Consider the following 24,694-nt stretch of genomic DNA (forward strand, 5'->3'; position numbering starts at 1 on the left):
CCGACCACTTAACCTGAGTGATGCCGCCGTGAAGAGTCACGCCTACCCTGCCCTGTTCGCCCCGCTCGATTTGGGATTTACCCGGCTGCGCAACCGCTTCCTGATGGGATCGATGCATACCGGGCTGGAAGAGCATCCCGACGGCGCGCAGCGTCTCGCCGCTTTTTATGGCGAACGCGCGCGCGAAGGGGTCGCACTGATTGTTACCGGCGGCGTAGCGCCCGATGCGCAGGGCGTCACCATGAAGCATGGCGCGATGCTCACCTCGCCTGACCAGTGCGGCTGGCACCGCCAGATTACCGACGCCGTACATGCGCAAGGCGGCAAAATCGCCCTGCAGATCCTGCATACCGGCCGCTACAGCTATCAAAAAGATCTGGTCGCGCCCTCGGCGATCCAGGCACCCATTAACCCTTTTCTGCCGCAGGAGATGGATGAGCAGGCGATCCTGCAAACCATCAGCGACTTCGCCCGCTGCGCGCGGCTCGCCCAGCTTTCAGGCTATGACGGCGTGGAGATCATGGGCTCTGAAGGCTATCTGATTAACCAGTTTTTAGCGCCGCGCACCAACCAGCGTAGCGACCGCTGGGGCGGCGACGCACAGCGCCGTCAGGCCTTTGCCCTCTCCGTTACCCGGGCGATACGCGACGCCGTGGGCCGCGACTTTATTGTGATTTTTCGCCTGTCGATGCTGGATCTGGTAGAAGATGGCAGCTCGCTGGCAGAGACGCTGGCGCTGGCCGAGGAGCTGGAGAAGTGCGGCGTTACCCTGTTCAATACCGGCATCGGCTGGCACGAAGCGCGCGTTCCCACTATCGCCACCTCAGTGCCGCGCGCGGCTTTCGCCTCGGCGGCGCAGCGGCTGCGCCAGCATGTCTCGACGCCGGTGATCGCCACCAACCGCATCAACCACCCGCAGGTCGCCGAGCAGCTGTTGCAGAGCGGCTGTGCCGATATGGTGTCGCTGGCGCGTCCGTTTCTCGCCGATGCCGCCTTCGTCAGTAAGTCCGCGCTCGGCGCGGCGGAGAGCATCAATACCTGTATCGCCTGCAACCAGGCCTGTCTCGACCAGATCTTTGTCGGCAAGATCACCTCCTGTCTGGTGAACCCGCGCGCCTGTCATGAAACGGTGATGCCGGTTACGCCCTGCGCCACGCCGAAGCAGATCGCCGTAGTGGGTGCGGGTCCGGCGGGGATGGCCTTCGCGCTGCAGGCGGCGCAGCGCGGTCATCGCGTGCGGCTCTATGAGGCCGCTGCAGAGATTGGCGGCCAGTTCACTATCGCGCGCCAGATCCCGGGCAAAGCTGAGTTCAGCGAAACCTTACGCTATTTCGCCCACCAGCTCGCCGCCGCTGGCGTCGAGGTGCGTACCGGCTATCGCGCGACGGCGGAGAGCCTGCAGGATGCCGACGAGGTGGTGCTGGCGACCGGCATCCAGCCGCGCACGCCGGATATTCCGGGTATCGATCACCCCAGCGTACTCAGCTACCTTGAGGTGCTGCGCGACAAAAAACCGGTAGGCCAACGCGTCGCCATTATTGGCGCGGGCGGCATCGGCTTCGATACCGCCATGTATCTCTCTCAGCCGGCGGAGCAGCAGACGACAGAAAGCTTTTGCCGCGAATGGGGCATCGACCTGACGCTGACGCAGCGCGGCGGCCTGCAGCCTGCGCAGCCCCTGCCCGCTGCGCGCGCTATCTGGCTGCTGCAGCGCAAACCGGGCAAGCCGGGCGCGGGGCTGGGTAAAACCACTGGCTGGATCCATCGCGCCACGCTGCAGGCGCGCGGTGTGCGCATGTGGGGCGGCGTAGAGTATCTGGCGATTGATGATGAGGGATTGCACCTGTGCCGCGACGGCGCGGTGACGTGCGTGCCGGTGGATAACGTCGTTATCTGCGCTGGGCAGGAGCCACAGCGCGAGCTGGAAGCCGCGCTGCGCGCACGCGGCCAAGCCGTTCACCTTATCGGCGGCGCCGACGTGGCGCTGGAGCTGGACGCGCGCCGGGCAATCGCCCAGGCCGTACAGCTGGCGCTGACTATCTAATCAGCGCATCTTTACCGCGCGCAGCACCACGAACTTCTGGTTCGACGCCACCAGCGTGCAGTTGCCGAACAGCTTTTTCAGCTTGTGATGATAGTCGAGGTGGCGGTTGCCGACGATGCGCAGCTCGCCGCCATACTGCAGACAGCGTTTGGCGTCGCGGAACATTTGCCATGCCAGATGATCGGTTACGGCGTGCTGCTGGTGGAAAGGCGGATTGCAGAGCACTGCGTGCAGGCGATCTGAAGGGTAGCCGCTCAGCACGTTGTTGACGCGGAATACACAGCGCGTCAGGTCCTGCGGACGGTTCACCTCAACATTAAGCTGGCTCGACGCCACCGCCATATAGGACTCGTCGAGAAAATGCACTTCAGCCTGCGGATTGCTTTCCAGCGCCATCAGGCCGATCACGCCGTTGCCGCAGCCGAGATCGACAATCTCGCCCTCGATATTTTCCGGCAGGTGCTGCATAAAGAAGCGCGCGCCGATATCCAGCGACGTGCGGGAGAAGACGTTGGCGTGGTTGTGGATCTGACAGGGCGTCTCATCCAGCGGCCAGACGGTGGTCGCCGCCTGCGGTGCCAGCGCGGGCGCGCTGAAGTGGCTATAGATCAGACGCGCCTTTTTCCACGCCAGCGAGGTGCGGGTTTCGCCGAGGATCTTCTCGAACAGCTGCAGCGTGGAGTTATGGATCTCTTTGGCGCGCGCCGCCGCCAGGATCACCGTATCGGCGGTCACGACCTCTCGCAGAGCGCGCAGCTGTTGCTCCAGCAGCGCCAGGGTTTTCGGCACCTTAATCAGCACGGCGGCCGGCGCGGCGGGCAGCGCATCGAGGCTGCTGAGAAAATGCACCTCGCCGTCGTCAAGCGCGTTAAGACGCAGGTTTTGCCGCGTCGCCTGCTGGCTGAGCCAGGAGTCGCTGACGTGCCAGACCGGACGCGGATTAAGCGCACAGGTGAGCGCGCCGAAGCTGTCGTTGAACACCAGGATCGGCCCTTCCGGCAGCGACTGCTGCAGCAGATATTCATCCGCCGCGTCCCACGCCTGAAGCGGACTCTCTTCACGCATTTGCGGGAAACGATGCAGGATCAGGGTGCGATCGACTAGTTCAAGTTGGCTCATGAATTCTCCGGCTGGTACAATCTGGCTGTTTTACGCCCCAAAAGGGGGGCGCAGTATACTGTCTTTCGCCGGGAATCCCTAATGTCCTCACTTATCTATCTGCAGGGTTATCCTGAGAACATCCTTCAGCAGGTTCAGACGCTGATCGACCATGAAAAGCTTGGCGCTTTTTTGCAGCAGCGCTACCCCGACACGCACGATATCGTCAGCGATAAAGCGTTATATGACTATACCCAGGCGCTGAAGAATCGCTTTATGCGCAACGCTCCGCCGATCAGTAAAGTGATCTGGGATAATAAAATCAAGGTCATGAAACATGCGCTGGGCCTGCATACGGCGGTGTCGCGCGTCCAGGGCGGCAACCTCAAGGCCAAAGCGGAGATCCGCGTCTCCACCTTTTTCCGCCTCGCGCCGGAGCCTTTTTTGCGCATGATCGTGGTGCACGAGCTGGCGCACCTGAAAGAGAAGGATCACGACAAGGCTTTCTATCAGCTCTGTTGCCATATGGAGCCGAACTACCATCAGCTGGAGTTTGACGCCCGGCTCTGGATGACGGATCAGGCGATGCGCGGCAACGCGGCCTAGAGAAACTCCTGCGCTTTCTGGATCAGGCTGGTTTTGGTCAGCGCGCCGAGAAAGCGTTTCTCCTGCGGATTGTTGAGCACCGGCAGCCGCTCCAGCGTTACGCGGGCGAACGCCTCCCATCCTTCACGCATGCTTTGATTCTGGTAGACGACGGGAAAGTTGTCGTCCATCACCGTGGCGACCGGCGAATTCAGCGTGATCTCCTGCGCCAGCACCTTACGCGCGATGTCGTGAATCGAGACCACGCCGAGAAAGGCACCCGCCGCGTTGATGACGTAGACATAGCGCTCGCGCTTCAGCGAGCTGACCGCCAGCGCCTGGCCGACCGACTCCTGCGGCTGCAGCGCCGCGCCGGGAATAATCAGCTCCGCCACGCGCATATTGTCGAAGTCATATTTGGCTTCTGAGCGGTTAAAGTGATTGCCGACCACCGGGTAGGTGCTGGCGGACTGCAGGCGATAGACCACCATCGAGGCGAGTACGGCGGCGATCATCACCGGAAAGAGCAGCGTGCTGTTAAGGGTCATTTCCAGCACCATCAGGATCGCCATCAGCGGCGCCTGGCTGACGGCGGCCAGCACCGCGGCCATGCCGATGGCGGCATAGGGCAGCACGTTACCGAGCGGCAGATGGAGCGCCGCCCCCAGCGTCGCCAGCGCCACGCCGAGCAGCGCGCCGATCAACAGCGATGGCGTAAAGAGCCCGCCCACCGCGTTGGAGCCGACCGACAGCATTGTCGCCAGCGTCTTCAGCACCAGCAGCAGCAGCAAACCCGGCAGCAGATAGTCGCCCGCCATGATTTTAACGATCACTTCGTAGCCGTTGCCGAGAATATCGGTAGAGATGAGCGCCAGCACGCCCACCGCCAGCCCGCCCGCGCCCAGCCGTAGCGGCAGCGAACGGATATGGCTGAACAGCGCCTTGCTGCGCGCGATAAGCTTAATCAGCAGCCAGCCCGCCAGCCCGGCGATCAGACCTATCGCCACCGTCATCACCAGGCTGCTGACGTCCATCTGAAAACTGGCGTCCGCCAGCGGATAGAGCGCGTTGCGAAAGCCCAGCGACCACATGGTCATCACGGCGACAGACGAGGCGATGACCAGCGGGATCAGACGCTGCAGCGCCGAGATGCCGAAGGCGATCTCGGCGACGAAGATCGCCGACGCCAGCGGCGCATGGTAGACCGACGAGAGTCCGGCGGCGGCGGCCATCGCCACCACGTCGCTGTTTTTCAGATTCAGCGAGGCGGGCATCCAGCGCCCCAGCACGCTGCCGCACAGCGCGGAGAGCTGCACCATCGGTCCCTCTTTACCGATCGAGGCGCCCGAGCCGATGCTGGCGATCGAAGAGAGCGCGCGGAACAGCGAGGTGCGGGTCGGTACCGCGTCGAGCCGCGCGTTAATCACCTCAAGGTAATCAGTCTTTACCGTCTGCTGCTGTTCGATGCTCACCGCATAACGCAGGAAAAAACCCGCCAGCACACCGCCCGCCCCCACCAGCAGCGGCCAGAAGATCCACGGCCAGGCGTGCATCGCCACGGTGATCTCATTGCTGCTGCCGAACAGCAGGCGGTTAATCAGTTCGATAATGCCGCGAAATGCCAGCGTCACCAGCGACGCCGCCAGGCCTACCGGGATCGCGACCAGCAGCGTGGTCCAGTTCAGTGCGTGTTTACTTCCTTTCAAGCGCTTTCTCCACTTTTTTTAGCCCGTCGCCGTTGCGTCATCACTATATTGGAAGGCGGATCGCAGGATCAAATTCCCTTTCTTTCCGGCGCTTGCTCCCGCTCTGCGGCGTGCTACTCTGCCGCTATTTGCCGCAGGAGAGTCGACGTGATCCGTTTTGCTATTGTGGGAACCAACTGGATAACGCGCCAGTTTATCGAGGCCGCGCACGAAACCGGCCATATGCGCCTGAACGCCATCTTTTCGCGTACGCAGCAGCAGGCGGAACGCTTCGCCGAAGCCTATCCCTGCTCGCATCTCTTTACCTCGCTGGAGGCGCTGGCCGCCAGCGATCTTATCGACGCGGTTTACCTGGCGAGCCCGAACGCCCTGCACTGCGAGCAGGCGCTGCTGTTTATGGCACATGGTAAACATGTTATCTGCGAAAAGCCGCTCGCCTCTAACCTGCGCGAAGCGGAGCAGATGATCGCCTGCGCCCGGCAGCATCAGGTGATTCTGTTTGAGGCGTTTAAAACCGCCAGCCTGCCCAACTTCGCGCAGCTGCAGCAGGCGCTGCCCGCTATCGGTCCGCTGCGCAAGGCGCTGTTCAGCTACTGCCAGTACTCGTCGCGCTATCAGCGCTACCTCGACGGTGAAAATCCCAATACCTTTAATCCGCGCTGGTCGAACGGCTCGATAATGGATATCGGCTACTACTGTCTGGCGACGGCGGTGGCGCTGTGGGGCGCGCCGCGGGCGGTAAAAGCCAGCGCCGCGCTGCTGGCCAGCGGCGTTGACGGCCACGGCAGCGTGCTGCTCGACTATGGCGACTTTGACGTCACGCTGCTGCACTCCAAAGTCAGCGACTCGCGTATTCCCAGTGAAATTCAGGGCGAAGCGGGCTCGCTGCTGATCGAAAAGCTGTCAGAGATGCAGTCGGTTAGCCTGGTGCCGCGCCAGACCGCCGCGCAGCCGCAGGATCTCAGCCAGCCGCAGCATATCAATACCATGCTCTATGAAGCCCAGAACTTTGTGCAGCTGGTGCGGCAGCGCCGCGTCGATCATCCGGGGCTGGAAACATCGCGTATCACCGCCGCGCTGCTGACCGAGATACGTCGCCAGACCGGCGTGGTTTTTCCCGCCGACGGACAGTCTGTGTAAATATGTCTAAATATGAATGGCCCGCTATTGCCTCTTGCAGGGTCAGCGCCTATCTTAACTGCCAGCAAAGGGGAGTAACTTGTAAGCTGAACGATCGTCATTACGATGCGCAAGCATCCGGTCGTCAGGCAACCCGGAATCTGATTCTGCGTTGTAAGTGAGACCTTGCCGGAAGGCAAGGTTTGCTTACATCCCTGTAAAGCGGCTGATGTCTTCTGACCTCAGCCGTTTTTTATTTCAGGGCAGGAAAAGTTATGCAGACGGTAGGAACGCCTCTTCTCTGGGGCAGCTTTGCGGTAGTGGTGCTCGTCATGCTGGCGATCGATCTCTTTTTACAGGGACGCCGCGGCGCGCAGACCATGAGTTTTAAACAGGCGGCAGCCTGGTCGCTGATTTGGGTATCGGTGTCGCTGCTGTTCAGCGCCGCCTTCTGGTGGTATCTCGAGGGCAGCGCCGGTCGGGAAGTCGCCACGACGCAGACGCTGGCGTTTCTAACCGGCTATGTGCTGGAGAAAGCGCTGGCGGTCGATAATGTCTTTGTCTGGCTGATGCTTTTCAGCTACTTCTCGATTCCCGCCGCGCTGCAGCGCCGCGTGCTGATTTACGGCGTGCTGGGCGCCATTGTGCTGCGCACGATTATGATCTTTGCGGGCAGCTGGCTGGTAACGCAGTTTAGCTGGATCCTCTATCTGTTCGGCGCCTTCCTGCTGCTGACCGGACTCAAGATGGCCTTCTCCAGAGAGGATGATGAAAACGCGGTGGGCGACAAGCCGGTGGTACGCTGGCTGCGTAAACACCTGCGTATGACCGACGCGCTGGAGGGTGAGAAGTTTTTTACCCGCAAGAATGGCGTGCTGTTTGCGACACCGCTGCTGCTGGTGCTGATTATGGTGGAGCTGAGCGACGTGATCTTCGCGGTTGACAGCATTCCGGCGATTTTCGCCGTGACCACCGATCCCTTTATCGTGCTGACCTCTAACCTGTTCGCCATCCTCGGCCTGCGCGCCATGTACTTTCTGCTGGCTAACGTCGCCGAGCGCTTCTCCATGCTTAAGTATGGTCTGGCAATCGTGCTGGTTTTTATCGGTATCAAGATGCTGATCGTCGAGTTCTACCATATCCCGGTGGCGATCTCGCTGGGCGTGGTCGGCGCCATCCTCGGTTCAACCCTGTTGATTAACGCCTGGGTGAATCGCAAAAGCGACCAAAAACAGCGCTCGCAATAATCCGCTACAGGGGCAGGTAATGCCCCTGTTTTATTTTGCCAGTCACTGGTGCGACATTTCATCGCTCTGTCACACTTCCTTCATCCAGCATAATAGAAATCCGATCCCCCTCGCACAGACAGAATTATCTCTTTCCTCGCCCGCTCTTTTCCTTATACTCCGCCGGGCAAACCGCTTCAGGCGCGTTAATCGACGCCCTCTGAAGCCACATCCCGCTACAACCTAAAGAACAATTATGCAGAACTCTCTTTCCGGTCGTCTGGGCGCGTTACTCGCAGGAAGCCTGGTAAAACAAATCATGGTAGGGCTGGTGGCCGGTGTGGCGCTGGCCTGGGTCTCGAAGGATGCCGCGCTGGCCGTCGGCCTGCTGGGCGAACTCTTCGTCAGCGGACTGAAGTCCGTTGCGCCGCTGCTGGTACTGGTGCTGGTGATCGCTTCTATCGCCAGCCATCAACAGGGCCAGAAGACCAATATCAAACCTATTATCGCGCTCTATCTGTTAAGCACCTTTTTCGCCGCGGCGATCGCGGTGGTGTTGAGCCATCTGATGCCGCAGACGCTGACGCTGGCGGTCGGCAAAACCGAAATTACGCCGCCGTCGGGCATAACTGAGGTGCTGCGCGGCCTGCTGATGAATATGGTAGCGAACCCGATTACCGCGCTGATGGAAGCAAACTACATCGGCATTCTGGTGTGGGCGATCGGCCTCGGCCTGGCGTTCCGCCACAGCTCGCCCGGCACCCGCGCCCTGCTTAACGATGTCTCGCATGCGGTGACCTGGCTGGTGCGCTGCGTAATTCGCTGCGCGCCGGTCGGCATTTTCGGTCTGGTGGCGTCGATTCTGGCCTCTACCGGCTTTGGCGCCCTGTGGCAGTATGCGCATCTGCTGGGGCTGCTGCTGGGCTGTATGGCGTTAATGGCGCTGGTGGTGAACCCGCTACTGGTCTACAGCAAGATCCGTCGCAACCCCTATCCGCTGGTCTTTACCTGCCTGCGCGAAAGCGGCGTAACCGCCTTCTTTACCCGCAGTTCGGCAGCCAATATTCCGGTGAATATGGCACTGGCGAAACGCCTGAATCTGGATGAGGATACCTATTCGGTCTCTATTCCACTGGGGGCGACCATCAGTATGGCGGGCGCATCCATCACCATTACCGTGCTGACACTGGCGGCGGTGCATACGCTGGGTATTCAGGTTGACGTGTCGACCGCGATTCTGCTGAGTCTGGTGGCGTCGCTGTGCGCCTGCGGCGCGTCGGGCGTGGCGGGCGGTTCGCTGCTGCTGATCCCGGTCGCCTGTAATATGTTCGGCATACCGAACGAGCTGGCGATGCAGGTGGTGGCAGCCGGTTTTATTATCAGCGTGCTGCAGGACTCCGCCGAAACGGCGCTGAACTCCTCTACCGATATTCTGTTTACCGCCGCGGTTTGCCAGGCTGAAGCCGAGCGCGAAGCCAGCCGGGCTTGATCTACAGCTGTGCTGCTGAGGTCGCTCTAACAGGCCGCAGCCCAAGCTTGCAAGCGGATGAGAGGGAACGAGGAGCAAAGCGTCCCGCCTCAGGGAAGAGGCGGGCCGAGCTGGCAGGGATGCCGCTTTTTGCGTCTTTGCGATCGAGCCATCTCATCCGCGCAGGCTCGTTGTCACAGTCCAGTATCACTCTCTTTTAGCCGTATGCTGTCGCGGGAAGCATGGACCGATCGCAAAGTCGCTTTACGCATCCCTGCTCGCTCGGCCCGCGCCGTCCATGGCGCGGGACGCTTTGCTCCTCGTTCCATGCCACCCGCTCCCCGTACTTTCGCGCCGTCTGAAACAGCGACATTAACCTCTCTGTCGATTAGCCAATTTACAGCGTCACGCCGCTTTTAAAAATCGCCAGCTCGCGAAAATCATTCTTCTCGTTGTTGGTCAGCTTGCCGCTGGCGATCGCCACGATGGTGTCGACGAAATCCTCCAGCAGCGCATCCATGCTCATCCCTTCCAGCAGACGGCCAGCGTTAAAGTCGATCCAGTGCGGCTTCTTCTCCGCCAGCGGCGAGTTGGTCGCCAGCTTCACCGTCGGCACAAAGCCACCGTAAGGGGTGCCGCGCCCGGTGCTGAACAGCACCATATGGCAACCCGCCCCCGCCAGCGCGCTGGTGGCGACCGCATCGTTGCCAGGGGCGCTCAGCAGATTCAGCCCCGGCGTTTTCAGCCGCTCGCCATACTTCAGCACATCCACCACCTGGCTGGAGCCCGCTTTCTGGGTGCAGCCCAGCGATTTCTCCTCCAGCGTGGTAATACCGCCCGCCTTGTTGCCCGGCGAGGGATTCTCGTAAATTGGCTGCTGGTGGTCGATAAAATAGCGCTTGAAATCGTTAATCATCGCCACGGTTTTCCCGAAGGTCGCTTCGTCGCGACAGCGGCTCATCAGGATACGCTCCGCGCCGAACATCTCCGGCACCTCGGTCAGCACCGTGGTGCCGCCGTTAGCGATCATCTGATCGGAAAAGCGCCCCAGCAGCGGATTGGCGGTAATGCCGGAAAAACCGTCGGAACCGCCGCACTCCAGACCAAACTTCAGCTCGCTTAGCTTGCCCGGCTGGCGTTTGTCGTGACGCATCACCTCATACAGGGCATGCAGACGCTCCAGACCCGCCTCTACTTCATCGTCGTGCTGCTGGCACACCATAAACTGGATGCGATCGCTCTCCGGCAGACCCAGCGTCTCGCGGAAGACGTCGACCTGGTTGTTTTCACAGCCGAGGCCGATAACCAGCACCGCGCCAGCGTTGGGATGACGCACCATATTTTGCAGCATGGTGCGGGTGTTCTCATGATCCTGCCCCAGCTGCGAGCAGCCGAAGGTGTGGCTAAACAGAAACGCGCCGTCGGTGCCCGCCGCGTTGTCGGTCTCTTTAAGAAAGCGCTGCAGGATCTGACGCGCAATGCCGTTGACGCAGCCGACGGTCGGCAGGATCCAGAGCTCATTACGGATCCCGACATCGCCGTTGGCGCGGCGATAGATCTGCACCTCGCGATCCCCAGGCTGCGGCGGCACCTCGACAAAGGCCGGCTGATAGTCGTACTCATCCAGATCGCTCAGGTTAGTGCGCGCGTTGCTGGAGTGGATCACCTCGCCTGCGGCGATCGGCTGCGTGGCGTGGGCGATTGGCAAGCCGTACTTGATCACCAGTTCGCCCTCGCCGATGGGCCGCAGCGCGAACTTATGGCCGCGCGTAACGGCCTGCAGCAGCTGCACCGCCGTCTGCTGCAGGTCGATAGTCTGCCCTGCTTCTAAGTCGCGCAGCGCTACCGCGACGTTATCCTGAGAGTGAATCTTAATCGCGTCTTGCATAGCATTATCCCAGTGTGCTCAACGCCTCACGCATGCCGTGGACGATGATATTTTGCAGGTGTCGGCTGACCTCGGCCGCCAGTTGCGGCTGCCGGGTCAAATCTTCGCCCCAGTGCTGCGCGTCGCTTAACACCTCGCGCACCAGCTGTTCCGGGGAAATCTGGTCGTTATTGAGTGCCTGCCAGTTTTTTTCAAAGCGCGCCAGCCAGTGCGCGTCATCCTGTAGCGGCCAGTTTTTCTCCGCCGACGCGCCACGATAGAAGGCGATCAGCGCCGCCAGCGCGAAGGTCAGACGCGGCGGCCAGGCGCCATTCTGCGCGTGCGACGCCAGCAGCGGCGTCAGCAGGCGGGTGCGGAACTTGGTCATGCCGTTCAGCGCGATGGAGAGCAGCGCATGGCGGATAAAGGGATTACGGAAGCGTCGCTCTACCGCATCGGCGAAGGCGAGCAGCTCGCTGCGCGGCAGGTCCAGCGTAGGAATGATCTCCTCGCGCAGCAGACGATCGACAAAACCTGAGATAGCCGGATCTGCCATCGCTTCGCCGACACTCTCCAGCCCAGCCTGGAACGCCACCGGCACCATGGCGGTATGTGCGCCATTGAGGATCGCCACTTTCTGCGCCTTCCACGGCGCGATATCCTCGACCAGCCGCACCTGCGGCGCCAGCGCATCCAGCTTCAGCTCGTCGAACAGCGCGCGCGGTCCCTGCAGAATGAACTGGTAATACACCTCGCCCGCCACCAGAAAACGATCCTCGTAGCCCAGCTGAGCGGCGAGCGCCTCGCTCTCCTGCGGGAAACCGGTCACGATGCGGTCCACCAGCGTGTTGTAGAACATGCAGTGCTGCGTTACCCAGGCGGTAAAACTTTCTGGCAGCTGCCAGTGTCGCGCATAGCGCAGCACCAGCTCGCGCAGGGCGTCGCCGTTATGGTCGATTAGCTCGCAGGGCACAATCAGCCAGCCTTTGTCGCTGGCGCCGCTGAAGTGCTCGAAGCGCGCCCATAGCAGCTGCGTCAGTTTGCCGGGAAAGCTGGAAGCGGGCGCATCCGTCAGGCGATCGCTCTCGGCAAAGGCGATGCCCGCCTCGGTGGTGTTGGAGAAGACAAACCGCATCTGCGGCGCGCGCGCCAGCGCCAGAAAGTCGTCATGCTGGAGATAAGGCTGGATCTCGCGATTCAGACTGCGGATCAGGCGCGTTTCGCTGACTCGCTCGCCCTGTTCGTTCAGACCGCGGATCAGCGTGGTATAAAGGCCATCCTGCTGGTTCAGGCTGTCGCTGACGGCACGGTTGCGCGGCCGTACCACCACGACGCCCGCGTCGGTGCCCTGATGCTGGTTCAGCCAGTCGAGCTGCCAGTCGATAAAGGCGCGCAGAAAGTTGCCCTCGCCGAACTGGATGACGCGCTCGCTGTAGATCGCGCCGGGAAAATCGTGGCGATTTAGCCGCTGCATTATCAGGCTCCCAGCTCTATGCCGAAGTAGTCGCGCGCGTTGTTAAAGCAGATGTTTTGCACCATCTGGCCCAGCAGCGCCTCGTCGCCCGGCGCTTCGCCGTTTTCAACCCAGCGACCAATCATCTGGCACAGCAGGCGGCGGAAATATTCGTGACGCGTATAAGAGAGGAAGCTGCGGCTGTCGGTCAGCATGCCGACAAAGCGGCTAAGCAGGCCAATCTGCGCCAGCTGCGTCATCTGACGCTGCATGCCGTCGAGCTGATCGTTGAACCACCAGGCGGAGCCGAACTGCATTTTGCCCGCTTCGCCCTCTCCCTGGAAATTGCCCGCCATGGTCGCCAGCACCTCGTTGTCGCGCGGGTTCAGGCAGTAGAGAATGGTTTTCGGCAGCGCGTTATGCAGGTTCTGCGCGCCCAGCAGCTTCGCCAGCGGTTCCGCCAGCGGCTGGTCGTTAATCGAGTCGAAGCCGACGTCCGGGCCCAGCAGTTCAAACTGGCGGCGGTTGGTGTTGCGCAGCGCGCCGATATGGTACTGCTGCACCCAGCCGCGACGCGCATATTCGCCGCCCAGCCACACCAGCACGGCGGTTTTAAACTGCGCAATCGCCTGCGCGTCCGGCGCGTTGCCTGCGCGGCGAGCGGCCAGAATGGCGTCCAGCGTCGCGTCGTCCGCTTCGGCGTAGAGCACGACGTCAAGCGCGTGGTCTGAAACCTTACAGCCGTGATCGGCGAAATAGTCGAGGCGTTTGCTCAGTGCGCTGCGCAGATCGTCAAAGCGGCGCACGCTGATGTCGGTCAGCGACTCCAGCTTCTCGATCCATGCCAGGAAGCCTTCCGCCTCAATATTAAAGGCTTTGTCCGGACGCCAGCTCGGCAGCACCTTGACGCTGAAGCTGCCATCCTGCGCCAGCGCGCGATGGTGCTGCAGGTCATCCAGCGGATCGTCGGTGGTGCCGACCATCTTCACATTCATCTGCTGCATAATGCCGCGCGCGGTAAAGTCATCCTGCGCCAGCAGTGCGTTGCAGCGCTCCCAGATGTCGTCGGCGGTTTTTTCAGAGAGCAAGGTATCGGTTATGCCGAAAGGGCGACGCAGTTCAAGGTGCGTCCAGTGATAGAGCGGATTGCCGATAGTGTGCGGTACGGTGCGCGCCCAGGCGTTGAATTTTTCGCGGTCGCTGGCGTCGCCGGTGCAGAAGGCTTCCGGCACGCCGTTAGCGCGCATAGCGCGCCACTTGTAGTGATCGCCCTTCAGCCAGATGTCATAGAGGTTGGCAAAGCGGTAATTTTCGGCAATCTGCTGCGGCGGAAGATGGCAGTGATAGTCGAAAATCGGCTGATCCTTTGCATAGTCGTGATAAAGGCGACGAGCAAATTCGGTATCCAGCAAAAAATCCTCGGTCATAAAACGCGACATACTTGCTTCCTCTTGATAGAGCCTGAATGCGCTCAAAGTTATCATACCAATTTTAGTCAGCTACAGAATTCTTTGAGATCTCGCTCACATAAATAGCAGCAACGCCCTGTCCTCATGGACGTTTTTGCTCTCTGTAGCGTGCTAAATGGCTGTCCTGACGCAGATTTAAAGTATCCCATATTGCAAAAGGGGCTTTTGTGATGGCTCTCAACTTTTAAAGTTGTATAACAAGTTACGCTCTCGACCCGTAATGGCAAGGTAAACACAGGGCCGCATTCGCGTGGCCTGCGGGCGTGAGGTAAGCCGAATCACGGTTGTCCCGCTCCAGATAACAACAGCGGCAAGACCGCAGACAGAACACTGGAAGAGGTAAATGATGCGTAAGATTAAAGGGCTACGCTGGTATATGATCGGGCTGGTGACGCTGGGCACCGTGCTGGGTTATCTCACCCGTAATACCATCGCCGTCGCCGCGCCGACGCTACAAACCGATTTACATATCACCACCCAACAGTACTCCTACATCGTGGCGGCCTACTCCGCCTGCTATACCGTTATGCAGCCGGTCGCGGGCTACGTGCTCGATTTGCTCGGCACCAAAGTCGGCTATGCCGTGTTTGCCGTACTCTGGGCGATTTTCTGCGCCGCGACGGCGATGGCAGGCAGCTGGGGCGGTTTTGCGCTGGCGCGCGGCGCAGTCGGCGCGGCGGAAGCGGCGATGATCCCGGCGGGCCTGAAAGCGAGCAGCGAGTGGTTCCCGGCTAAAGAGCGCTCCGTCGCCGTGGGCTACTTCAACGTCGGCTCCTCGATCGGCGCTATGCTGGCGCCGCCGCTGGTGGTGTGGGCGATTGTGGCGCACAGCTGGCAGATGGCATTTATCATCACTGGCGTGCTGAGCCTGATTTGGGCGCTCTGCTGGCTGATCTTCTATAAGCATCCCAAACAGCAGACCAAACTCAGCGACGAAGAGCGTCAGTACATTATTTCCGGCCAGGAAGCGCAGCATCAGACCGGCAACACTAAAAAAATGTCGGCGCGTCAGATTCTGCGCAACCGCCAGTTCTGGGGTATCGCCCTGCCGCGCTTCCTGGCGGAACCCGCCTGGGGCACCTTTAACGCCTGGATCCCGCTGTTTATGTTCAAGGTGTATGGCTTCAACCTGAAAGAGATTGCGCTTTTCGCCTGGATGCCGATGCTGTTCGCCGATCTCGGCTGCATCCTCGGCGGTTATCTGCCGCCGCTGTTTCAACGCTGGTTCGGCGTCAACCTGATCGTTTCGCGCAAGCTGGTGGTGACCATGGGCGCGGTGCTGATGATTGGCCCCGGCACTATCGGCCTCTTCACCAGCCCCTATGTCGCTATCGCGCTGCTCTGCGTCGGCGGCTTTGCCCATCAGGCGCTCTCCGGCGCGCTGATTACGCTCTCTTCCGACGTCTTCGGCCGTAACGAAGTAGCCACCGCCAACGGCCTGACCGGCATGGCGGCCTGGACGGCCAGCACCATGTTTGCGCTCGTAGTTGGCGCACTGGCCGATACGCTGGGCTTCAGCCCGCTGTTCGCCGCGCTGGCGGTGTTCGATCTGTTAGGCGCCGTGGTGATCTGGACGGTCCTGCGTAATCAGCCGGTCTCTGAGCTGGAGAAAGAGGTCGTGCCGCCGCAGGGAGCAACCGTACGCGGCTGAGGCAGCCAGCTGCTGACACGCCCGCCAGGTGGGAAAACAAGCGTCCCGCGTCATAATGACGCGGGACCTTTTATTTAGCGGCCGCAAAGTGGTATAACAACTTTATTTGCGACACGGGAATACGCTATGGAACTGACCGAACCTCGTCGACTTTACCAGCAGCTCGCCAGTGATCTGAAAAGCCGTATCGAAACAGGCGCTTATCCTGTAGGCGATAAGCTGCCTGCCGAACGCCTGATCGCGGAAGAGATGAACGTCAGCCGCACGGTGGTGCGCGAAGCGATTATCATGCTGGAGGTAGAAGGCTACGTTGAGGTACGCAAAGGTTCCGGTATTCACGTTATAGCCAGCCAGCAGCAAAACCGCGTGATGACCTCAAGCCAGCTCGAATTCGCCACTTTTGGCCCCTTCGAACTGCTGCAGGCGCGTCAGCTGATTGAGAGCAACGTCGCCGAATTCGCGGCGACGCAGGTGACGCGGCAGGACATTATCGAGCTGATGGCGATTCAGGAAAAAGCGCGTCAGGAAGATCACTTCCGCGACTCGCAGTGGGACATGCAGTTTCATGTGCGCATTGCGCAATCCACCCAAAACAGCGCGCTGGCGGCCATTGTCGAAAAGATGTGGCTGCATCGCCTGCACAATCCCTACTGGCTTAAACTCCACGAACATATCGACCAGCGCAGCATTCTCAGCTGGTGCGACGACCACGATCAGATCCTCAAGGCGCTGATGCGCAAAGATCCCGCCGCCAGCAAACTGGCGATGTGGCAACATCTGGAAAATACTAAACAGATGCTGTTTAACGCGACCGCCGATGATTTTGAATTTAATGTGGATCGTTATATGTTTGCCGAGAACCCCGTTATCCTGCCGGACGGCTCTAGCCATTCACATTGATTCTGCTGCGTTTTCGCGCAGGAAAGTCAGTTAATCTGCAATAGTGTCAGGTCGTGTAAAGCTCCTTTTGACGGACCTTGTCAAAGGGTAAAACTCCTGTGCGACGGACACATCCCCCTGTCTCAGCCCTGTAGTTTTTGTTACAGTTAGCGCCCCTTTTTTACCCTTTGCGACAGGGTTTAAAAATTCGCTGGTTAAACAATCTGTTCTGGAAGGATCCGGAAAACTCTGCCCAGACTGTGCTCCTAAAACAGATAACCAAACGCCGGTCTGCGCTTATGTCCTTTGAGACGCGTTAAACAATGATGTTCAGGAATGATTGATGGATATTTTGCATGCGTTGCTGCAGGCCTTGTGGCAACAGGACTACGAAACCCTTTCCGATCCGACGCTGGTATGGGCCATTTACGGCGTGCTGTTTATGATCCTCTTTCTGGAGAATGGTCTGCTGCCCGCCGCGTTTTTGCCGGGTGATAGCCTGTTGATTCTGGTGGGCGTGCTGATCGCCAAAGGCACCATGAGCTTCCCGCTGACAATTCTGGTACTGACTACCGGCGCCAGCCTCGGCTGCTGGGTCAGCTATATTCAGGGCCGCTGGCTCGGCAATACGCCGACGGTACAGAAGTGGCTCTCTCATCTTCCTGCACAATATCACGCTCGCGCGCACAGCCTGTTTCATCGCCACGGCCTGTCAGCGCTGCTGATTGGCCGCTTTATCGCTTTCGTGCGCACCCTGTTACCGACGATTGCCGGTCTTTCTGGCCTGGATAACGCCCGCTTCCAGTTTTTTAACTGGGTCAGCGCGCTGCTCTGGGTAGTGATTCTCACCGTACTCGGCTTTGCGCTGGGCAAAACGCCGATCTTTCGTCGCTATGAAGATGAAATGATGTTCTGTCTGATGCTGCTGCCGCTGGTGTTGCTGGTTATCGGCCTGGTGGGCTCGCTGGTGGTGCTATGGCGCAAGCGCCAGGCGAATCAGAATGGTAAGGGCGAATCATGAAAATTTATCGCCCCATTCCCCGCCGTATGCTGCCCTGGCTGGCGATCGCCGCGCTGCTGCTGCTGGCGATCGGCCTGACGCCGATGCTGCTGCAGCATGAAAGCGTGGTGCAGATCCGCGTTTCTCATGCCGGCGGCCCGCTGCCTGACGGGTTTTATCTCTATCAACAGCTGACGGCGCAGGGCATCCGCATCAAAAGTATTACTCCTTCAGGCGATGCGCTGATTATTCATTTCGAAAACGAAGAGCAGAGCCTTGCCGCGCAAAAAGTGCTGCGTCGTTTGCTGCCGGACGGCTTTGTCGTCGCCAGACACCCCGATTCGGCTTCCGCCTCCTCAACCATGCTGAATATTTCCTGACCCGCTGTTGCCGTCTTGCGCTGACAGGACGGCAACAGAATAATCTGTATCCCCCCGTCTTTTTTGAACTTTTTACAGGCGCTGTCTATGCTTAGTGGATGGCTCAGCTATCTGACACGCCAGGAGATGACGCTGTCTGGTCACGGCAGGTCAGTAACAATGGAAGGTAACAAGCCTGATGAAACATCAATTACTTCTTGGCCTCGCGCTGTTTTCTCTCTCGGGTTCGCTGATGGCGGCGGAATCGCTTTGTCAGCAGAAAGAGCAGGACATTCAGCATGAAATTGCGATGGCGAAACAGCATAACAATCAGCGTCGCGTCAATGGACTGGAGCGCGCCTTAACCGAAGTACGCGCCAGCTGTAGCGACAATAAACTGAAAGCCTCTCACCAGGCGCGCATCAAGGCGCAGCGAGAAAAAGTCGCAGAGCGCGAACGCGAGCTAAAAGAAGAGCGTCAGGAGGGCGACGACAGGGAAAAAATTGCCAGACGTGAACATAAATTGGAAGAAGCCCGCCAGGATCTGAAAAAGTTACAGGCGGAGCCTTATTAATCCGGACTCAATCACTGAAGCTAAAAGGAACATTACATGTCAAAAGACACTTCATCAGAACATTTGCGTGCTGAGTTAAAAAATCTGGCGGATACGCTGGAAGAGGTGCTGAGCAGCACCACGGATAAGTCTAAAGGCGAACTGGATAAGCTGCGTCAGAAAGCGCGCGTAGCGCTCGACAGCTCACGCGAGAAGCTGGGCGATTCCGGTGAATATCTGGCACAAACCACGCGTGAAGCCGCGCAGAAAGCAGACGGCTACGTGCGTGAAAACCCCTGGCATGGCGTTGGCATCGGTGCGGCAATTGGCGTGGCGATCGGCATCCTGATTTCACGGCGTTAATTATGGCGGATTCTCAGCAGAGCCACGGCCCCGGCAAAGGGGTCATCAACATCGGTCAGCGCATCGTCACTACGCTGGTCAGCATGGTCGAGACCCGTGTACGTCTGGCGGTGGTCGAGCTGGAAGCGGAAAAGGCCAACCTGATTCAGCTGTTGCTGATGGTTGGCCTGACCATGTTGTTCACCGCCTTCGGACTGATGAGCCTGATGGTGTTGATTATCTGGGCCGTCGACGCGCAGTATCGTCTGATGGCGATTGGCATTACGACCGGCGTACTCTTTCTTCTGGCGATTATTTTCGGCCTGTGGAGCCTGCGCAAATCGCGTCAGTCCACTCTGTTGCACCATACGCGCAAAGAGCTGGAGAATGACCGTCAGCTGCTGGAGGATAACCGCGCATGAGCAGCAAACAGGAACGTGAAGCGCGCATTCATGCGCTGCTGAGCGATATACAACAGCAGCGGCTCGATCTGAGCGCCAGCCGCCGTGATTTTTTGCTAAGCACCGCGCAGTATGACCGCGGCTGGCTGACGTTCCTCAGCATGCGGCGTTATCTGGCCATCGGCAGCAGCGCGCTGGCTATCTGGTCGGTGCGCAGCCCGAATAAATTTATGCGCCTGCTCAAGCGCGGCTTTGGCGTCTGGAGCACCTGGCGCATGCTGAAAGCGGCCCTGCCGCAGCGCTAATTTTTCTCTTCCTGTAGCCGGTGCGAAAACGCCGGCTTTTCTTTATCAGATTTCCTGAATAACACCTACAGAATATCTCGCTTACAACCTTTCCCCTCCGCGACTATTATCTCCAGCTATCAGCTCAGCAAACGGCTAAACCGCCTTATGCTGGGAACTATATAACGCAGGCGCTGCTGTCCTGCCGTAAAATTAGCCTGGAGTAAATGATGAAAAAATTCGAAGATACTGGCCTGCTGCTGGCGCGCATTTTAATGCCGATCCTGTTTATCACTGCCGGCTGGGGCAAGATCACCGGCTATGCGGGCACGCAGCAGTATATGGAAGCGATGGGCGTACCCGCCTTCTTCCTGCCGCTGGTTATCCTGCTGGAGTTCGGCGGCGGCCTGGCGATTCTGTTCGGCTTCCTGACCCGTTTTACCGCGCTCTTTACCGCGGCTTTCACCATCCTGACGGCGTTCCTGTTCCACAGTAACTTCGCGGAAGGTGTCAACCAGCTGATGTTTATGAAAAACCTCTCTATCGCGGGCGGTTTCCTGGTGCTGGGCCTGGTGGGTCCAGGCGCGTACAGCCTTGATCGTCTGCTGCGTAAAAAAGCGCAGCCGGTGGGCGCACTTCGCTAAGCACACATCTGGCGTAATGCCGCATATACTTAGCAGGGCGAGGAGACTCCTCGCCCTGTTTGCACTGGAGGCGATATGGGCCAACTGATCGAAGGTGTCTGGCATGACACCTGGTACGATACCAAATCAACCGGCGGACGCTTCAAGCGCACTGAAGCGGTCTGGCGCAACTGGGTAACAGCGGACGGCAGCGCTGGCCCAACGGGCGAAGCGGGCTTCAAAGCTGAACGCGATCGCTATCATCTGTATGTTTCTCTCGCCTGCCCCTGGGCGCACCGCACGCTGCTGATGCGTAAGCTGAAAGGGCTGGAGTCGATGATCGACGTCTCCGTGGTGCATCCTTTGATGCTGGAAAACGGCTGGACATTCGACGACGATTTTCCCGACGCCACCGGCGACAAGCTCTATCAGAACGAATTTCTCTATCAGCTCTATCTGCATGCCGATCCCTACTACACCGGACGCGTCACCGTGCCGGTTCTGTGGGATAAGCAGCAGGGCACCATTGTCAGCAACGAATCGGCGGATATTATCCGCATGTTCAACAGCGCTTTTGACGCTGTCGGCGCCCGCGCGGGCGATTACTATCCGCCTGCCCTGCGCGAGAAGATAGACGAGCTGAACGGCTGGATTTACGACACGGTTAACAACGGCGTCTACAAATCGGGCTTCGCGACTTCGCAGGCAGCCTATGACGAGTCGGTGACGGCGCTGTTTCACTCGCTGTCGCGACTGGAGCAGATTCTGGGCCAGCACCGCTACCTGACCGGCGATCAGCTGACCGAAGCGGATCTGCGCCTCTGGACCACGCTGGTGCGTTTCGATCCGGTTTACGTCACCCACTTTAAGTGCGACCGTCATCGCATCGGCGATTACCTCAACCTGAGCGGCTTTCTGCGCGATATCTATCAGATGCCGGGCATTGCCGATACCGTGAATCTGCCCCATATCCGCCATCACTATTACGTCAGCCATAAAACCATCAACCCGAACGGCGTGATTTCGCTGGGTCCGGCGTTTGACTGGGATGAGCCGCACGGCCGCGGTTAATCGTTCGCGCCGTCTCCTTGCCGGGACGGCGCGCGTCTGAACTGTTATAAAAATTCTGCGCGGTTCTGTGTCTCCTCCGGCTCACTGTTATCTGTTCTACTGAGCAGAAAAGTGACGGTGAGGTGAACAATGGACGCCATTAAACAAATCTTAATCGATGAGATCGCTACGCTTAATCGTGAGGAACGCCGCGACAACCGCCCGCGTTTTAGCTTCTCTTTTCTGAAAACCCATCCCGGGCTTTGGGCAGTCATGTAACTCTGCTACGCCCTGTGCGTGGCGCTGATTTTTTCTACCGAAATGCTGGGCTGGCCCGCCTTCTGGTTCGCTACCATTTTCGTACTGGTAATGAGCTTTCTGATGCTGCTGGATATCAACCCGAAATACCGCTTCGAGGATATCGACGCGCTGGATCTGCGCGTCTGTTATAACGGCGAGTGGTACTACGTGCAGCCGGTTTCTGAAGGCGGCGTGAAGAAGATTTTGAATCTGCCGGATGCGCCGGAGCAGGTGAAAAGCGGCATTCATCGTCTGCTACAGCAGAAAGGCGAAGTCGATTTTTATGACATCTACTATCTGACCTGGGGCCACCAGCAGGCAGCGCAGGTTTAAATCTTACGCTGTTCGGCAATCAGCCTTCCCAGCGTCTCGACCGCCGCTTCGGCGCGTGTATCCCACGGCCAGGCGGCGTTAATGCGAAAACAGTGGGTAAACTCCTCGCCCGCTGAAAACAGTCGCCCCGGTGCGATGCTGATCCCCTGCTGTAACGCCTGCTGATAAAGCTGTGTCGTGTCATAGCCGCGCGGCAGCATTACCCACAAAAAGAAGCCGCCCGGCGAATCGCTCACGCTGGCGCCGTCCGGCAGCACGCGGCGCAGCGCCTGACGCACCCACTCTTTACGCCGCGCCAGCGTCTGCCGCAGTTTTTTCAGATGGCTATCGTAGCGGCGCGTGGCGAGAAAATCCGCCAGCGCCAGCTGCATCGGCGCGCTGGTAGAGAGCGTGCTCATCAGCTGCAGGCGCTGGATGCGCTGCGCGTGCTGTCCCGCCGCGACCCAGCCGACGCGGAACCCGGCGACCAGACATTTGGAAAAGGAGCCGCAGTGCAGCACGTCGCCGCCGCGATCCCAGTATTTCGCCGGATGCGGCGGTTCATCGCCTGTCCAGAGTTCAGCGTAAACATCATCTTCTATCAGCGGCACCTGATAGCGCGCCAGCAGCGCTACCAGCTGCGCTTTGCGCGCGGGCGAAAGGGTAACGCCAAGCGGATTTTGCAGCGTAGTCATCAGCCAGCACGCTTTCACCGGCCAGCGCTGCAGCGTCTCTTCCAGCTGCTGCATATCAATGCCCTGCTGCGCGTCGCTCGGCACCGCGAGCGCTTTCAGCTTCAGCCGCTCGATCGCCTGCAGCGCGCCATAAAAGGTCGGCTGCTCGATAACCACATAATCGCCTGGTTCGGTAAGCGCCTGCAGGCTGAGATTGAGCGCTTCCAGCGCACCGTTGGTAATCACGATTTCATCTGGCGACAGCGTAATGCCCTGCCGCGCATAGCGCTGCGCCAGCATCTGCCGCAGCGCCGCATTGCCGGGTGGAAGATTATTGAGCGCGTCGAGCGGCGTCAGCTGATGTGAGACATTGGTCAGTGAGCGCATCAGCTGACGCTGAGGAAAGAGTTCGGGGTCGGGGAAGGCGGAGCCAAAAGGTACAATGCCCGGATCGCGGATCGCCTGCAGCACGTCGAAGACAAAATCGTTAATATCGACCTGCTCGCTGAGCGCCACCTGCGCTGGCGCGGTTTGCAGCGCGCGCGGCGCGACGTAGTAACCGGACTGCGGACGCGAGACGATCCAGCCCTGGCTTTCCAGCACCTCGTAGGCGTGCATCACCGTCATCAGGCTTAGCCCGTGCTGCGCCACCTGCTGACGAAGCGATGGCAGCTTCGTGCCTGGCAGCCAGATACCCGCCTCGATCTGCTGCTGAATCTCATCCGTCAGTTGCTGGTATTTCGCCACGGGCTGCTCCTTTCGTTGCCGCCGCGCAGTTTAGCATGGCAAGGTCCTGAGGCAACGGGGAAGCCCCAAATGCAGTGAGCGTGGCGCAAACGCGGGGGCAGCTTGCTCCAGAAAGCAAAAACCCCGCTTGCGCGGGGTTTTCACCTGAAAAGTCGAAACTGACCGATAAGCCGGGTTCTGTCGTGGACAGTCATTCATCTAGGCCAGCAATCGCTCACTGGCTCAAGCAGCCTACCCGGGTTCAGTACGGGCCGTACCATGCGAACCCCTATTTGGCCTTGCTCCGGGTGGAGTTTACCGTGCCGCGAACTGTTGCCAGACGCGCGGTGCGCTCTTACCGCACCCTTTCACCCTTACCTGATCCCATAAATGGGCCATCGGCGGTTTGCTCTCTGTTGCACTGGTCGTAGGCTTGCGCCCCCCAGGCGTTACCTGGCACCCTGCCCTATGGAGCCCGGACTTTCCTCCCCTCTGCCCGTCTCCCTACAAGAGGGACGACGACAAAGCGGCGACTGTCTGGTCAGCTTCGGCGCCGGATGATAGGGCATTCGCCCGCAATTGTCACGTCTCTTGCTGATCAAGAGCAAAGCGATAGAGCGCATTTTTCTTCACGCCGTGGATTTCCGCGGTCAACGCCGCCGCCTTTTTCAGCGGCAGCTCTTTCTGCAGCAGCGCCAGCGTGCGCAGCGCTTCGGCGGGCAGCGCCTCTTCGTCCGGCTTATGCCCTTCGACGACCAGCACCATCTCCCCTTTGCGACGATTCTCATCTTCTTTGACCCAGGCAAGCAGCTCGCCCACCGGCGCGCCGTAAATCGACTCCCAGGTCTTGCTCAGCTCGCGCGCCAGCACCACATAGCGCCCGGGGCCCAGCTCGTTCGCTATATCCTGCAGGCTGTCGAGCAGACGATGAGTAGACTCGTAGAAAATAAGGGTCCGCGGCTCCTGCGCCAGCGCGCGCAGCGTGTCGCAGCGCGCTTTGGTTTTGGCGGGCAGAAACCCTTCGTAACAGAAACGATCGGACGGTAACCCGGCGGCGCTTAATGCTGTGACGGCGGCGCAGGCGCCTGGCAGCGGCACCACGCGAATGCCCGCCTCGCGGCAGCGGCGTACCAGATGGTAACCCGGATCGTTAATCAGCGGCGTCCCGGCATCCGAGACCAGCGCGATGCTCTGCCCTTCCTGCAGCTTCGCCAGCAGCAGTTCGGCCTTCTGCTGTTCATTGTGGTCGTGAAGTGCGAAGAGCCGCGCAGCGATGGCGAAATGTTGTAGCAACAGTCCGGTATGACGTGTATCTTCCGCTGCGACCAGATCGACGCCCGAAAGCACCGTCAGCGCCCGCTGGGTGATATCACCCAAATTACCAATCGGGGTTGGAACGATGTAGAGCGTGCTGGCAGAAATCTCTGCCCGATCGAGTTGTTTCATTGTTTCATCCGAATTGCCGATTTAATATTGAGCATCTTGAAAAAAACATCACTGGATAC

22 protein-coding genes, 1 other RNA gene and 1 pseudogene are annotated in these 24,694 nt (G+C 59.5%); 16 read left to right on the plus strand and 8 right to left on the minus strand.

Annotation, left to right across the window (positions count from 1 at the left end; all coding sequences use genetic code 11):
- Positions 1-28: 28 nt before the first annotated feature.
- Complete coding sequence (locus EKL29_RS18340; RefSeq protein WP_409339863.1) at positions 29-2,044, plus strand: FAD-dependent oxidoreductase; 2,016 nt, start codon at positions 29-31, stop codon at positions 2,042-2,044.
- Here EKL29_RS18340 and rlmG read toward each other — a convergent pair whose 3' ends face one another.
- On the minus strand, positions 2,045-3,163 hold the full coding sequence (gene rlmG, locus EKL29_RS18345; protein WP_126690386.1) for a 23S rRNA (guanine(1835)-N(2))-methyltransferase RlmG: 1,119 nt from the start codon (positions 3,161-3,163) through the stop codon (positions 2,045-2,047).
- Positions 3,164-3,244: 81 nt separating this feature from the next.
- Here rlmG and EKL29_RS18350 point away from each other — a divergent pair, with 81 nt between their 5' ends.
- On the plus strand, positions 3,245-3,748 hold the full coding sequence (locus EKL29_RS18350; protein WP_120454911.1) for a M48 family metallopeptidase: 504 nt from the start codon (positions 3,245-3,247) through the stop codon (positions 3,746-3,748).
- On the opposite strand, the gene EKL29_RS18355 is transcribed toward EKL29_RS18350, so the two are convergent.
- The gene (locus EKL29_RS18355; RefSeq protein WP_126690387.1) at positions 3,745-5,433 is read right to left on the minus strand and encodes a chloride channel protein; all 1,689 of its coding nucleotides are present in this window, start codon (positions 5,431-5,433) and stop codon (positions 3,745-3,747) included. The two genes, EKL29_RS18350 and EKL29_RS18355, sit on opposite strands and share 4 nt — an antisense overlap.
- Positions 5,434-5,580: 147 nt before the next feature.
- On the opposite strand from EKL29_RS18355, the gene EKL29_RS18360 reads away from it, so the two are divergent.
- The 3 genes from EKL29_RS18360 to sstT all read left to right on the plus strand — a co-directional run bounded on the left by EKL29_RS18360 (position 5,581) and on the right by sstT (position 9,267).
- Complete coding sequence (locus EKL29_RS18360) at positions 5,581-6,573, plus strand: Gfo/Idh/MocA family protein (RefSeq protein WP_126690388.1); 993 nt, start codon at positions 5,581-5,583, stop codon at positions 6,571-6,573.
- Between the two features lie 254 nt (positions 6,574-6,827).
- The gene (locus EKL29_RS18365; protein ID WP_126690389.1) at positions 6,828-7,799 is read left to right on the plus strand and encodes a TerC family protein; all 972 of its coding nucleotides are present in this window, start codon (positions 6,828-6,830) and stop codon (positions 7,797-7,799) included.
- A 235-nt stretch (positions 7,800-8,034) separates the two neighbouring features.
- A complete protein-coding gene (sstT, locus tag EKL29_RS18370; protein ID WP_120454919.1) occupies positions 8,035-9,267 on the plus strand; it encodes a serine/threonine transporter SstT in 1,233 nt (410 codons plus the stop codon).
- A 376-nt stretch (positions 9,268-9,643) separates the two neighbouring features.
- Here the strand turns inward: sstT and EKL29_RS18375 are convergent, their stop codons facing one another.
- The 3 genes from EKL29_RS18375 to uxaC are packed head-to-tail and all read right to left on the minus strand — an operon-like array spanning position 9,644 to position 14,005.
- Positions 9,644-11,134: a UxaA family hydrolase gene (locus EKL29_RS18375; RefSeq protein WP_120454921.1), complete on the minus strand. Its 1,491-nt coding sequence runs from the start codon at positions 11,132-11,134 to the stop codon at positions 9,644-9,646.
- Between the two features lie 4 nt (positions 11,135-11,138).
- On the minus strand, positions 11,139-12,587 hold the full coding sequence (locus EKL29_RS18380) for a tagaturonate reductase (protein WP_126690390.1): 1,449 nt from the start codon (positions 12,585-12,587) through the stop codon (positions 11,139-11,141).
- 2 nt (positions 12,588-12,589) lie between these two features.
- Positions 12,590-14,005 (minus strand): glucuronate isomerase, encoded by a 1,416-nt coding sequence (gene uxaC, locus EKL29_RS18385; RefSeq protein ID WP_126690391.1) that lies wholly within the window; start codon positions 14,003-14,005, stop codon positions 12,590-12,592.
- 376 nt (positions 14,006-14,381) lie between these two features.
- On the opposite strand from uxaC, the gene EKL29_RS18390 reads away from it, so the two are divergent.
- From EKL29_RS18390 to EKL29_RS18440, 11 genes and pseudogenes are all read left to right on the plus strand, one after another.
- Positions 14,382-15,686 (plus strand): MFS transporter, encoded by a 1,305-nt coding sequence (locus EKL29_RS18390; RefSeq protein WP_120455124.1) that lies wholly within the window; start codon positions 14,382-14,384, stop codon positions 15,684-15,686.
- Positions 15,687-15,812: 126 nt separating this feature from the next.
- Positions 15,813-16,586, plus strand: coding sequence for a transcriptional regulator ExuR (exuR, locus tag EKL29_RS18395; protein ID WP_120454927.1), 774 nt, complete (start codon positions 15,813-15,815; stop codon positions 16,584-16,586).
- A gap of 322 nt (positions 16,587-16,908) precedes the next feature.
- Positions 16,909-17,586: a DedA family protein gene (locus tag EKL29_RS18400; protein WP_120454929.1), complete on the plus strand. Its 678-nt coding sequence runs from the start codon at positions 16,909-16,911 to the stop codon at positions 17,584-17,586.
- Complete coding sequence (mzrA, locus tag EKL29_RS18405) at positions 17,583-17,945, plus strand: EnvZ/OmpR regulon moderator MzrA (RefSeq protein WP_120454931.1); 363 nt, start codon at positions 17,583-17,585, stop codon at positions 17,943-17,945. The genes EKL29_RS18400 and mzrA overlap by 4 nt, the downstream gene beginning before the upstream one ends.
- Before the next feature lie 178 nt (positions 17,946-18,123).
- Entirely contained in the window at positions 18,124-18,498 is a 375-nt protein-coding gene (locus tag EKL29_RS18410) for a DUF1090 domain-containing protein (RefSeq protein WP_120454933.1), read from the plus strand.
- A 36-nt stretch (positions 18,499-18,534) separates the two neighbouring features.
- Positions 18,535-18,840: a YqjD family protein gene (locus EKL29_RS18415; RefSeq protein WP_048784365.1), complete on the plus strand. Its 306-nt coding sequence runs from the start codon at positions 18,535-18,537 to the stop codon at positions 18,838-18,840.
- A 2-nt stretch (positions 18,841-18,842) separates the two neighbouring features.
- Positions 18,843-19,241 carry a phage holin family protein gene (locus EKL29_RS18420; RefSeq protein WP_179256414.1) on the plus strand — a complete coding sequence of 133 codons (399 nt, stop codon included), beginning with the start codon at positions 18,843-18,845 and terminating at the stop codon, positions 19,239-19,241.
- Positions 19,238-19,525, plus strand: coding sequence for a YqjK-like family protein (locus tag EKL29_RS18425; protein WP_120454937.1), 288 nt, complete (start codon positions 19,238-19,240; stop codon positions 19,523-19,525). Before EKL29_RS18420 ends, EKL29_RS18425 begins: the two co-directional genes overlap by 4 nt.
- A gap of 209 nt (positions 19,526-19,734) precedes the next feature.
- Positions 19,735-20,148, plus strand: coding sequence for a DoxX family protein (locus tag EKL29_RS18430; protein WP_120454939.1), 414 nt, complete (start codon positions 19,735-19,737; stop codon positions 20,146-20,148).
- A 75-nt stretch (positions 20,149-20,223) separates the two neighbouring features.
- Positions 20,224-21,198 carry a glutathione S-transferase family protein gene (locus EKL29_RS18435; protein ID WP_126690392.1) on the plus strand — a complete coding sequence of 325 codons (975 nt, stop codon included), beginning with the start codon at positions 20,224-20,226 and terminating at the stop codon, positions 21,196-21,198.
- Positions 21,199-21,327: 129 nt separating this feature from the next.
- Positions 21,328-21,810 (plus strand): annotated as a pseudogene (locus EKL29_RS18440) (YlaC family protein).
- On the opposite strand, the gene EKL29_RS18445 reads toward EKL29_RS18440, so the two are convergent.
- The 3 genes from EKL29_RS18445 to rsmI all read right to left on the minus strand — a co-directional run bounded on the left by EKL29_RS18445 (position 21,807) and on the right by rsmI (position 24,635).
- Positions 21,807-23,210: a PLP-dependent aminotransferase family protein gene (locus EKL29_RS18445; protein ID WP_126690393.1), complete on the minus strand. Its 1,404-nt coding sequence runs from the start codon at positions 23,208-23,210 to the stop codon at positions 21,807-21,809. The pseudogene EKL29_RS18440 and the gene EKL29_RS18445 sit on opposite strands and share 4 nt — an antisense overlap.
- Before the next feature lie 150 nt (positions 23,211-23,360).
- Positions 23,361-23,738: RNase P RNA component class A (gene rnpB / locus EKL29_RS18450), an RNA gene on the minus strand.
- A 33-nt stretch (positions 23,739-23,771) separates the two neighbouring features.
- Positions 23,772-24,635 (minus strand): 16S rRNA (cytidine(1402)-2'-O)-methyltransferase, encoded by an 864-nt coding sequence (gene rsmI, locus EKL29_RS18455; protein WP_126690394.1) that lies wholly within the window; start codon positions 24,633-24,635, stop codon positions 23,772-23,774.
- Positions 24,636-24,694 lie beyond the last annotated feature (59 nt).

Source organism: Pantoea sp. YU22, assembly GCF_003970755.1.
In the GTDB taxonomy this organism is placed as follows: domain Bacteria; phylum Pseudomonadota; class Gammaproteobacteria; order Enterobacterales; family Enterobacteriaceae; genus Pantoea; species Pantoea piersonii.

Excerpts from the sequence above, each read along its gene's own strand:
- rlmG (WP_126690386.1), bottom strand. The coding sequence starts at position 3,163 with ATGAGCCAACTTGAACTAGTCGATCGCACCCTGATCCTGCATCGTTTC.
- EKL29_RS18350 (WP_120454911.1), top strand. The coding sequence starts at position 3,245 with ATGTCCTCACTTATCTATCTGCAGGGTTATCCTGAGAACATCCTTCAG.
- EKL29_RS18365 (WP_126690389.1), top strand. The coding sequence starts at position 6,828 with ATGCAGACGGTAGGAACGCCTCTTCTCTGGGGCAGCTTTGCGGTAGTG.
- sstT (WP_120454919.1), top strand. The coding sequence starts at position 8,035 with ATGCAGAACTCTCTTTCCGGTCGTCTGGGCGCGTTACTCGCAGGAAGC.
- EKL29_RS18375 (WP_120454921.1), bottom strand. The coding sequence starts at position 11,134 with ATGCAAGACGCGATTAAGATTCACTCTCAGGATAACGTCGCGGTAGCG.
- EKL29_RS18380 (WP_126690390.1), bottom strand. The coding sequence starts at position 12,587 with ATGCAGCGGCTAAATCGCCACGATTTTCCCGGCGCGATCTACAGCGAG.
- uxaC (WP_126690391.1), bottom strand. The coding sequence starts at position 14,005 with ATGTCGCGTTTTATGACCGAGGATTTTTTGCTGGATACCGAATTTGCT.
- EKL29_RS18390 (WP_120455124.1), top strand. The coding sequence starts at position 14,382 with ATGCGTAAGATTAAAGGGCTACGCTGGTATATGATCGGGCTGGTGACG.
- exuR (WP_120454927.1), top strand. The coding sequence starts at position 15,813 with ATGGAACTGACCGAACCTCGTCGACTTTACCAGCAGCTCGCCAGTGAT.
- EKL29_RS18400 (WP_120454929.1), top strand. The coding sequence starts at position 16,909 with ATGGATATTTTGCATGCGTTGCTGCAGGCCTTGTGGCAACAGGACTAC.
- mzrA (WP_120454931.1), top strand. The coding sequence starts at position 17,583 with ATGAAAATTTATCGCCCCATTCCCCGCCGTATGCTGCCCTGGCTGGCG.
- EKL29_RS18410 (WP_120454933.1), top strand. The coding sequence starts at position 18,124 with ATGAAACATCAATTACTTCTTGGCCTCGCGCTGTTTTCTCTCTCGGGT.
- EKL29_RS18415 (WP_048784365.1), top strand. The coding sequence starts at position 18,535 with ATGTCAAAAGACACTTCATCAGAACATTTGCGTGCTGAGTTAAAAAAT.
- EKL29_RS18420 (WP_179256414.1), top strand. The coding sequence starts at position 18,843 with ATGGCGGATTCTCAGCAGAGCCACGGCCCCGGCAAAGGGGTCATCAAC.
- EKL29_RS18425 (WP_120454937.1), top strand. The coding sequence starts at position 19,238 with ATGAGCAGCAAACAGGAACGTGAAGCGCGCATTCATGCGCTGCTGAGC.
- EKL29_RS18430 (WP_120454939.1), top strand. The coding sequence starts at position 19,735 with ATGAAAAAATTCGAAGATACTGGCCTGCTGCTGGCGCGCATTTTAATG.
- EKL29_RS18435 (WP_126690392.1), top strand. The coding sequence starts at position 20,224 with ATGGGCCAACTGATCGAAGGTGTCTGGCATGACACCTGGTACGATACC.
- rsmI (WP_126690394.1), bottom strand. The coding sequence starts at position 24,635 with ATGAAACAACTCGATCGGGCAGAGATTTCTGCCAGCACGCTCTACATC.